The following is a 9,507-nucleotide window of genomic DNA, read 5'->3' on the forward strand; positions in this document are numbered from 1 at the left end:
CCACATTTGATGCACCACAGGTGGTGTTGACTTTCAACTCTTCACGCAAACGCCGAAGTAGCGCAAATACTTGACGACCAGCATCATTCATCGCGCCAATTGGCATCACGAGCGGATCGACAACCACGTCTTCTTTTGGGATACCGTGGTCTTGTGCACGCTCAACAATTTTCTTGGCAACGGCAAAGCGCACATCTGGATCAGTCGAACTGCCCGTTTCGTCGTTTGAAATGGCAACAACTGCAGCGCCATATTTTTTGATCAGCGGCAAAACGCGCTCAAGGGACTCGTCTTCACCCGTTACGGAATTCACAAGTGGCTTGCCCTGATAAACAGCCAAACCGGCCTCAAGCGCATCAATAATCGAGCTATCAATTGAAATAGGAACATCGGTTAGGCTTTGCACCAGCTGGATACATTCGGCCAAGATTTTTGGCTCATCCGCTAACGGAACGCCAGCGTTGATATCAAGAACGTGTGCACCCGCCGCAACTTGCGCCAACGCATCGGCCTGCACGGTTGTATAGTCATGTTCCTTCATCTCTGCGGCGAGTTTTTTGCGTCCAGTTGGGTTGATCCGCTCTCCAATCACGCAGAAAGGTTGGTCAAAGCCAATCGCGACTTCTTTGGTCGGGGATGATAAAACTGTACGTACGGTCATGGATGCTAGCCTTTTAGTGTGTTGCCGCCGTTGCGGGCGATGTCTGCTAAGATTTTTGTCGGGAATTGCGTTTCAAGCTCGTTCGCGATGCGCTCAACCGCTTCAGCAGGCGCTTCATCCCCAATATCGATTGTTGCGCGACGCCACTCTTCCAAATAGCTATCAGTATCTTCAGCGCCGCTTTCCATTGCTGCCTTGTCTACAGCAACCAAAAAACGGTCGGCGAGGGGGCGTTTGATGGCCTTGCGGCCTTTGCCAAAAGTGACCTGAGTTGGAATATCACGCCAATAAATAACAACTACGGACATGTTAAGCTGCCCCTTTCAAGAAATCGCCGAGCAATCCAAATTGCGTCTTTTTGTGTTCAAACCGCAGCCCCAAACGGGCGGCGGCATCTTCTGCCTTTTCCACCAAAGCGTGGTCTTCACTTTGCGCCAAATATACAAGCCGCGTGTAATTGCCGAAATAGGCCTCAAGCAATTCCGGATGTCGGTCCAACCCAAGGGGTTTGAACACCAATGTATCAAACTGGCGGACCAGAAAATCCGTCAAATAGAAGGTACCCGGCTCATTGTCTTGCAACTGATTAAATTGCTCTAAACCAAGGTAGAATGCATAACAATGCGCGCCTTCAATCCGTGAAGCATTGTACTTTTCAAGGACTTGATCAAGTCGACCGGCCGTTCCGCAATCACCATAACCGACCAAAAGTTGCGAGCAAGTTGTCGACATATCAGCCAAAACCGCATCAACTGCTGCTGGTATTTCACTCGGTTTATTGTGCAAGCCTGCAGGCAGAAAACGCACGTCAAACAGATCGGGAGCGAGTTGTTTTTGTATAGCCAGAATTTCGCGCGCAAGGGCACCGCAGGCCACGAGGCCGGTTTTTCTTATCGCTGTCGCAAATGTATTTTGGTCGTCCATTTGGCCAATCTATGCAGCCTGCGAAACAAGGCGTTTTGCCGTCTCCACAGCAATCGCTGCATCCTTACAATAAGCGTCCGCACCAATCGCTTCGCCAAACTCTTCGTTCAGCGGCGCTCCACCAACTATGACAAAAAGGTCATCACGAACGCCCTTTTCTTTAAGCGTCTCAATAACCACTTTCATATAGGTCATCGTGGTGGTCAAAAGTGCCGACATCCCCAAAATATCAGGTTTATGCTCTTCAATAGCGGCAAGGAACTGGTCAACATCGGTGTTAATGCCAAGGTCGATAACCTCAAAGCCCGCGCCTTCCATCATCATGCCCACAAGGTTTTTACCGATATCGTGGATGTCGCCCTTGACGGTGCCGACAACCATTTTACCCATTTTGGGTGCTCCGGTTTCGGTAAGGAGAGGGCGCAATATGTGCATGCCGCCCTTCATGGCGTTGGCCGCAAGCAAAACTTCTGGCACAAACAAAATTCCATCGCGGAAATCGTCGCCAACGGTCTTCATGCCCACAACCAAAACCTTAGTCAGAATGTCGTAGGGCGCCCAGCCACGCTCAAGATAGATATTAACGCCTTCAATGATTTCCTCTTTCAAGCCATCATAAAGGTCGTCTTGCATCTGTTCGGAAAGCTCTTCGTCGCTCAACTCAGAAAGAATGATATCGTCTTCATCATCAGCCATAATTCAGATCCCTATCTGCAACTCAAATCTTAAGAACGTTTGCGGCGACGGTTCGAGCGGTCAGCCGTTTTGTCAGTTTTTGGAGAAACCAGAGGTCCAAGGATTTCTATGATTTCTTCGGCAGTTGGTGCATCACCACCATTGTGCTCTCGCACAGCATCCGCCATCGCTTTAACGTGGGCCGGGCTATTGCCGCAGCAACCCCCAATAATTGAAATGCCCAGGTTCATCGCCAATTTAGCATAGTCACCCATAAGTTCGGGCGATCCTGAATAAACAACTTTGTCACCCGCGATTCTAGGAATGCCAGCATTTGCTTTAGCAACGACGGGAATGCCGCCAGAGTGGGCAACAAGGTCGATTGCTGCAACCAACAAATCAGAAGCGCCAACCCCGCAGTTTGAACCAAAAGCAACGGGTTTAGTCGGCTTAGCCTGCATGGCATCGCCGAAATCCGCTGGAGAAAAGCCCATCATGGTTTTGCCCGCAGTGTCAAAGCTTGCAGTCACCACATAATCCATGCCGACTTCATTAGCCGCTTCAATGGCTGCGTCAATTTCTTCAGGTGAGGACATGGTTTCAATCCATGCCACATCGGCGCCACCCTTTTTAAGGCCCGTCATTTGCTCAATAAAGGCCTCAACTGCACCTTCATACGTCAATTCGCCCAAGGGCACTAACAAATCGCCAGTTGGTCCGACGGACCCAGCAACAACAATCTCACGACCGGAGTTTGCAACCAAATCACCAGCAATTGTGGCAGCAGCTTCATTAACTTCAACCACCCGGTCATCAAGTTGGTGCAGGTGCAAACGACGCGCCGTGCCACCAAAACTATTGGTCACCAATATATCAGAACCCGCGTCAATAAACGACTGGTGCAGCTTTTGGATGCGATCAACATGGTCAAAATTCCAAGCTTCAGGTGCCTGTCCAGAATCAAGACCCATCGGGATTAGGTTGGTCCCAGTTGCCCCGTCAGCAAGCAAAATGCCGCGCTCATCAAGCAGTTTTTGAAGTTTGTTCATTGTTGGCTGTCGCTTTCCAAAGTCATCTTGTTGGTTCTAATAACACAATTTAGATATAAAGAAAGCTTTATATCATCCCGAGTTGTCCAAAATCCTGACACAAGTTCGCCTTATTTCTAGTTAAGAACGAGAAAATTAAGCTTGCAGCAACCATGCCGTCGATCGTCATTGGTAATTGCACCCCAAAAGACTGTATAAAATTGGTCATATCGGTTGGAAGTTTTGTGTACGTAATTATGATTCTTAAAAAGCTTAAATCCCACGTTCGCGTGGCAGTCTTACTTAGTCTTGCAGCGCCCGTGTTAGCAGCATGTGGCGGCAGCAACAGCTTATTCAAAAATCCGCTGATCAATAACAAGACGAAGTTTTCGTCCTCTGAGTATGGCGTCGGCGCTTCTCCAAGGCTCACAACTGGGTCGCGAGTTAAAAAGGGTGGGGGTCGTTACCAAGTTGGCAAGCCATATAAGGTTGCTGGTAAATGGTATGAGCCAAAAGTACAGCCAAACTACGACAAAACTGGCACCGCGAGCTGGTATGGCCCAAATTTTCATGGCCGTCTGACAGCCAACGGTGAAATCTACGACCAAAACATGCTCAGCGCCGCGCACCCAACCCTGCCGCTGCCTTCCTATGTCCGTGTGACCAACATGTCGAATGGTCGATCTGCGTTGGTGCGTGTGAATGATCGAGGACCATTTGCACACGGTCGATTGATCGATTTGTCGAGCAAAACCGCAGATGTGTTGCAGTTCAAGCAACAGGGTACAGCAAAAGTGCGTGTGGAATATGTGGGCAAAGCACCAATTGATGGTGATGATACGCGTTTCCTTTTGGCCAGCATAAACAAAAAAACAGATTTGGAACGAGGTCGCACACAATTAGCGTTTGCCGGCGGAACAAAACTCGCCAGCGTGTCGCGTGATCAGCTTAGCGTGCAGGCACAATCCTTTGTGCCGACCCCGCCAGCGCGAACCGTGATGACACAAATGCCAAGTTTTGAGGAATCCACGTTCGACTTATTGGTCTCCTCTTATGCGAACAGTTCAAATGAACCTGTCAATGCAGCCCACCTTGCAATTGAGAATATGAGTGCTGTGCCTGATGCACTCGGTGTCTGGCGCGAATCTGCAGAACATGGGTTCATCGACGTGAACCGGTCTGTTGGTGTATTTAAATCGCTTGAATCAGCGCACCAAGTGGGACAAGAACTCGCTCTTCTTGCTATCGTTGATTTGCGCCCCACAAATCTGAACGGCGTGACAGCAACGCAGGTGTTTCTCGAAAAACTCCGTCCCGGCGTTTCCAAGCAAGACATAAATGATCTCACGCAACGACTTGGCCTAAGCGACTTCGTGCTGTAATAAATCTCTATGACCGAATACAAGTTGTGTTCAGGTGAACCTGCGGGGAGGACCTGTGCAGGTCGGTGAGGAGTATACAGTGGCCACCAGTTGTCGTTCAGGCAGAATTGCGCAAGCAGTCCTTGCGTTGTTGTTCTTGTTTTGCCTGCCCGCGTTCGCACAAGTAGAGTTCAATACCAAAGCAAAATTTGCCGTCTTGATGGACTATAACTCGGGCACCGTGTTGTACCAAAAAGACGCAGATGAGCGCATGGAACCCGCGTCCATGGCAAAACTCATGACAATTGCAGTCGTTTTTGATCAGCTTCAAAAGGGGCGCTTGAGCCTAGACGACGAGGTTTTCATTTCGGAAAAGGCATGGCGAGAAGGCGGTGCTGCCTCTGGCGGTTCAACCATGTTTGCGGAATTGGATTCAAAAGTCAGTGTCGGTGACCTTGTAAAGTCAGTCATCATTCAATCTGGAAACGATGCAAGCATAGCCTTAGCAGAGGCCATTGGTGGCACAGAGCTCTCATTTGTTCGCATGATGAATGAAATGGCCAAGGATATCGGTTTGCAAAGATCTGATTTTGCAAACTCGACAGGTCTTCCTGACCCTACAATGCATGTGACCGCACGTGATCTAGGTAATCTGGCTCGACATATTATTAAAACCTACCCCGAATATTATTCAATTTTCTCTGAGCCAAGTTTTGAGTGGAACAACATCAATCAGGGCAATCGCAACACATTGCTCGACGACGGTATTGGCGTTGATGGGCTAAAAACAGGGCACACCGAATCCGCTGGCTATGGCATCGTGGCAAGTACAACAGAAAATGGTCGACGTTTAATCGCCGTTCTGCACGGCATGGAAAGCAAGAAACAGCGGACTGAAGAAGCGCGCAAACTGTTGACATGGGGCTCTAGAAGTTTCGAACGCATTCAAGCTTTTGACCAAGACCAGATTGTAGCTGAAATCCCGGTTTATGGCGGGGAAAAACCGAAGGTCGGCTTGACGGGTGAAGGACAAATCGACCTTTATGTGCCAAAAGGTTCAAAACGCTGTCTTTCTGCAAAGATTGTGTACAATGGACCATTGATTCCGCCCGTGGACCGTGGTCAACAGGTTGCGTCGCTGCAAGTATGGTGTGACGATAAGCTTATCCAGTCTTCACCCTTGTATGCAGCGGAAACAATCGAGCAGGGCGGTATTGTCCGTCGTGCGACAGATGCACTTAAAGAATTGGCTTTCGGCTGGATCTAAGTCTAGATTTTGCCTTTAAACGACAAGGTTCACCCCACTCAAATGACCGCGAAATTCATCACATTTGAGGGCGGAGAGGGCGTTGGAAAATCAACGCAAATCAAACGCCTTGTGGCCAATTTGGTCAAGCATGGCGTTGAAGCCGTACGCACGCGCGAGCCCGGCGGTACCCCACGCGCTGAAGCCATCCGTTCGTTTCTACTGCAAGGCAAGTCCGAACAATGGGGACCAAGTGCAGAGGCGATCCTTTTTGCAGCCGCACGTTTGGATCACGTCAATTCAATGATTAAGCCAAATCTTGAAAGTGAAAAATGGGTCCTTTCAGACCGGTTTTGCGACAGCACACGTGCCTATCAAGGATTGACCGGCGGCGTGCCTGACCAGCTTATCGATGCTTTAGAAACCTTGGCACTGAACGGTGCAACGCCAGATTTGACCATATTGATTGATATGGACCCTGAACTAGCATTCGAACGGGTTCGCAAACGCGCGGCGGAGGATGGGTTGAATTTGCCCCCTGATCGCTACGAAAAAGAAAACATAGAGTGGCATCGCCGGTTACGCAGAAATTTCCTCGATATTTCGCGGGCGAATGAAAGTCGATTTGTGGTTGTCGATGGCACGCAGAACGTCAATGACATGGAAAATGACATTTGGGCAAAAGTCACAGCCAAGTTTCCTGAATTGGTCGCATAATGTCGGAAAAAGAATATCCAGCACATGCCGACCAGTTGCCGGGCGTTCCGCCCCCTGAAATGCAACAAAAGCTGTTTGGCCATAGTGATGGGCAGCGTCAGTTATTGGAAGCATATCAGGGCGGCAAATTACACCATGCTTGGTTGATCGCTGGCCAAAAGGGTATCGGAAAAGCCACATTTGCATTTGATATTGCGCGCAAGCTTTTCAGCCTTTCCGGCAATGAAACCGAGCAACGCGTTGCGGAAATGGTTGCCACTGGTGGCCATCCAAACCTTAAAGTCATTCGTCGCGCGTTCAATCATAAAACAGGAAAATACGCAGCCAATACGGGCGTAGACGTTGTGCGTGACGCAATGCGGTTCTTTCAAACAAGTGCCGCCACCAAGGGATTGCGTATTTGTATTGTTGACAGCATCGACGACCTGAACGCAAACGCCGCCAACGCGCTTCTTAAAACACTTGAAGAACCGCCTGCAAATGCATTGTTTTTGTTGATTTGCAACCAATTGGGGAAAACGCTTCCCACCATTCGGTCACGTTGCCGATTGCTCCGGTTGGGCGTTTTGATGGATCAAGATGTTTCTGCAGTTGTCGGTCAAATTGCTGGGCCAGACGCGCAAGCGCAACTGCCTTCAATTTTGGAAATTGCGCGTGGTCGGCCGCGCAAAGCGTTAGAAGCGGTTATGGCGTCATCCGACCCAACACTTCAAGCGCTTGGAAATTGGTTGGCACAGCCAAATCTTTCAAATGACGCGCAATTGATGCAGTTGGGCGCTTCGATCGCCCAGTCAAAAGACGAGGCAATTTGGCCGATGGCCTTAGAAATGCTGGAAAATGCAATTGCCTGGCGCATTAAACATCTCGCGCTGACCGACAAGAACAACCCTGCGCTTGCCAAGGCAATGTCCGTGTGGGAAAAGACGGGCGAGCAGCTAAGAGATCAGGCCGTTTACAACCTCGACAAGAAACAAACAATAATCATGATATTGGACGCGATTTGCGAATTAGATCGCGTAGCGCCAATAAACTTTGAACCGAGCACATGACCGACAAGACCTATTACATCACAACAGCAATTCATTATCCAAACGGCGTTCCACACATCGGCCATGCCTATGAAATGGCAGGCACGGACGCCATGGCGCGTTTCAAGCGCTTGGATGGATATGATGTGCGGTTTTTGACCGGCACCGACGAGCACGGCATCAAAATGGCCCAAACCGCTGAAGCGCAAGGTATTTCACCTAAGAAGCTTGCTGATATAAACTCTGCTCAGTTCCGCAGGTTGGCAGAGGCGTTAAACCTTTCCAATGACGTTTTCATCCGCACAACGGAAGAGCGACACCACAAAGCAAGCCAGGCCATTTGGGATAGAATGCTTGAAAACGGCGATATTTACGAAGGCAAATATGCAGGTTGGTACTCTGTTCGCGACGAAGCATATTATGACGAAAGCGAATTGTTTGAAGGTGAGGGGGACGAAAAACTATCGCCCCAAGGCACACCTGTTGAATGGGTAGAAGAAGCAAGTTTCTTCTTCCGTCTTTCTGCATTTGAGGATCGCCTGCTCAAGCTCTATGAAAAACAGCCAGATTTCATTGGCCCCGCATCTCGCAAGAATGAAATCACATCATTTGTAAAGTCTGGCTTGAACGATCTATCGATATCGCGCACCACATTTGACTGGGGTATTCCCGTGCCCAATGTCGAGGGGCACGTAATGTATGTATGGGTTGATGCGCTGACAAACTATCTGACTGGGGTTGGTTATCCAGATACAGATAGTGAGGACTTTAAAAAATATTGGCCCGCAGATGTGCACGTCATTGGCAAAGACATCATCCGCTTCCACGCAATCTATTGGCCCGCATTCCTAATGTCAGCCGGTATTGCTTTGCCAAAGCGCGTTTTCGCGCACGGCTTTTTGACCAATGACGGACAAAAGATGTCAAAATCTCTTGGAAATGTGGTTGATCCATTTGAAATTATTGATGAATTTGGCGTCGACGCCGTGCGCTTCTTCTTCTTGCGTGAAATCAACTTTGGCAATGATGGTGACTATGGTCGCGAAAAATTCATCAATCGTTGCAACGCGGATTTGGCCAATGACTTTGGCAATTTGGCACAACGGTCTTTATCGATGATTGGTAAAAACTGCGAAGGCAAGGTGCCAACGCCAGGCGATTTGAAACCGGAAGACATTGCATTGTTGAAGTCTTGCAAAGATGCCATTCAAGTTGCCCGCAAGGCCATAGATAGAAACCATGTACATGCGGCAGTGGCGGCGGTTTGGGACATTGTAGGCGAAGCCAACAAGTATTTTGCTAATGCGGAGCCTTGGGCACTGAAAAAGACAGACCCAGAGCGCATGAACACGGTTCTTTACGTGACCGCAGAGGCCATCCGCCGCTTGGCAATACAGGCGCAAGCAATCGTGCCCGCTTCTGCAGGCAAATTCCTAGACCTCTTGGCGATTGAGCCGGACAAGCGCTTGTTCGAGCATGTGAACGATCAATACATGATGCAACCCGGAACAGCGTTGCCGGCACCAACCCCTGTGTTTAAGCGCTTCGACAAAGAATCCTAAGGGGCAGATTTCATGCTTGTAGACAGTCATTGCCACTTAGATTTCGAGGCGCTTCAAGAAGATTTTGCCGGTGTCATGCAGCGCGCAAAGGCCGCTGGCGTTGAACGGATGGTCACCATCTGCACGCGTGTAAAAAAGTTTGACCAAATCCGCTTGATCGCTGAACAAAATGACAACGTATTCTGTTCAGTTGGCACGCATCCACACAATGCGGACGAGGAACTGGATATTAGCGTGGACCAACTGATTGAGTTGGCACAACACCCCAAATGTGTTGCGATTGGGGAGGCGGGGCTCGATTATCA

11 protein-coding genes are annotated in these 9,507 nt (G+C 49.4%); 6 read left to right on the forward strand and 5 right to left on the reverse strand.

The genetic code is table 11. From position 1 onward, the window contains the following. The 5 genes from Q0231_RS02460 to bmt all read right to left on the reverse strand — a co-directional run. On the reverse strand, positions 1-661 hold a 661-nt coding region (locus Q0231_RS02460; RefSeq protein ID WP_299344646.1), incomplete at its 3' end, for a dihydropteroate synthase. Between the two features lie 5 nt (positions 662-666). Continuing rightward, positions 667-969 (reverse strand): virulence factor, encoded by a 303-nt coding sequence (locus Q0231_RS02465; RefSeq protein WP_269394238.1) that lies wholly within the window; start codon positions 967-969, stop codon positions 667-669. Position 970: 1 nt separating this feature from the next. After that, positions 971-1,585 carry a DUF1638 domain-containing protein gene (locus tag Q0231_RS02470; RefSeq protein ID WP_269394237.1) on the reverse strand — a complete coding sequence of 205 codons (615 nt, stop codon included), beginning with the start codon at positions 1,583-1,585 and terminating at the stop codon, positions 971-973. 9 nt (positions 1,586-1,594) lie between these two features. Then, on the reverse strand, positions 1,595-2,281 hold the full coding sequence (locus Q0231_RS02475) for a B12-binding domain-containing protein (RefSeq protein ID WP_269394236.1): 687 nt from the start codon (positions 2,279-2,281) through the stop codon (positions 1,595-1,597). A 29-nt stretch (positions 2,282-2,310) separates the two neighbouring features. Then, positions 2,311-3,309 carry a betaine--homocysteine S-methyltransferase gene (gene bmt, locus Q0231_RS02480; protein WP_269394235.1) on the reverse strand — a complete coding sequence of 333 codons (999 nt, stop codon included), beginning with the start codon at positions 3,307-3,309 and terminating at the stop codon, positions 2,311-2,313. A gap of 236 nt (positions 3,310-3,545) precedes the next feature. Between bmt and Q0231_RS02485 the strand changes: the two genes are divergently transcribed. From Q0231_RS02485 to Q0231_RS02510, 6 genes are all read left to right on the forward strand, one after another. Then, positions 3,546-4,670 carry a septal ring lytic transglycosylase RlpA family protein gene (locus Q0231_RS02485; RefSeq protein ID WP_299344665.1) on the forward strand — a complete coding sequence of 375 codons (1,125 nt, stop codon included), beginning with the start codon at positions 3,546-3,548 and terminating at the stop codon, positions 4,668-4,670. A gap of 55 nt (positions 4,671-4,725) precedes the next feature. Continuing rightward, positions 4,726-5,916 (forward strand): D-alanyl-D-alanine carboxypeptidase family protein, encoded by a 1,191-nt coding sequence (locus tag Q0231_RS02490; protein ID WP_299344655.1) that lies wholly within the window; start codon positions 4,726-4,728, stop codon positions 5,914-5,916. 42 nt (positions 5,917-5,958) lie between these two features. Beyond that, a complete protein-coding gene (gene tmk / locus Q0231_RS02495) occupies positions 5,959-6,612 on the forward strand; it encodes a dTMP kinase (RefSeq protein WP_269394233.1) in 654 nt (217 codons plus the stop codon). Beyond that, positions 6,612-7,661 (forward strand): DNA polymerase III subunit delta', encoded by a 1,050-nt coding sequence (locus tag Q0231_RS02500; protein WP_269394232.1) that lies wholly within the window; start codon positions 6,612-6,614, stop codon positions 7,659-7,661. Before tmk ends, Q0231_RS02500 begins: the two co-directional genes overlap by 1 nt. Then, on the forward strand, positions 7,658-9,202 hold the full coding sequence (gene metG, locus Q0231_RS02505) for a methionine--tRNA ligase (RefSeq protein ID WP_299344659.1): 1,545 nt from the start codon (positions 7,658-7,660) through the stop codon (positions 9,200-9,202). The genes Q0231_RS02500 and metG overlap by 4 nt, the downstream gene beginning before the upstream one ends. Positions 9,203-9,214: 12 nt before the next feature. After that, positions 9,215-9,507: TatD family hydrolase (locus tag Q0231_RS02510; protein WP_299344662.1), on the forward strand; the 293-nt coding region annotated here is incomplete at its 3' end.

It is taken from the genome of uncultured Maritalea sp., from assembly GCF_937139385.1.
Taxonomy (GTDB): domain Bacteria; phylum Pseudomonadota; class Alphaproteobacteria; order Rhizobiales; family Devosiaceae; genus Maritalea; species Maritalea porphyrae_A.

Coding starts and splice junctions, on each gene's coding strand:
- Q0231_RS02465 (WP_269394238.1), bottom strand. CDS start 969: ATGTCCGTAGTTGTTATTTATTGGCGTGATATTCCAACTCAGGTCACT.
- Q0231_RS02470 (WP_269394237.1), bottom strand. CDS start 1,585: ATGGACGACCAAAATACATTTGCGACAGCGATAAGAAAAACCGGCCTC.
- Q0231_RS02475 (WP_269394236.1), bottom strand. CDS start 2,281: ATGGCTGATGATGAAGACGATATCATTCTTTCTGAGTTGAGCGACGAA.
- bmt (WP_269394235.1), bottom strand. CDS start 3,309: ATGAACAAACTTCAAAAACTGCTTGATGAGCGCGGCATTTTGCTTGCT.
- Q0231_RS02485 (WP_299344665.1), top strand. CDS start 3,546: ATGATTCTTAAAAAGCTTAAATCCCACGTTCGCGTGGCAGTCTTACTT.
- tmk (WP_269394233.1), top strand. CDS start 5,959: ATGACCGCGAAATTCATCACATTTGAGGGCGGAGAGGGCGTTGGAAAA.
- Q0231_RS02500 (WP_269394232.1), top strand. CDS start 6,612: ATGTCGGAAAAAGAATATCCAGCACATGCCGACCAGTTGCCGGGCGTT.
- metG (WP_299344659.1), top strand. CDS start 7,658: ATGACCGACAAGACCTATTACATCACAACAGCAATTCATTATCCAAAC.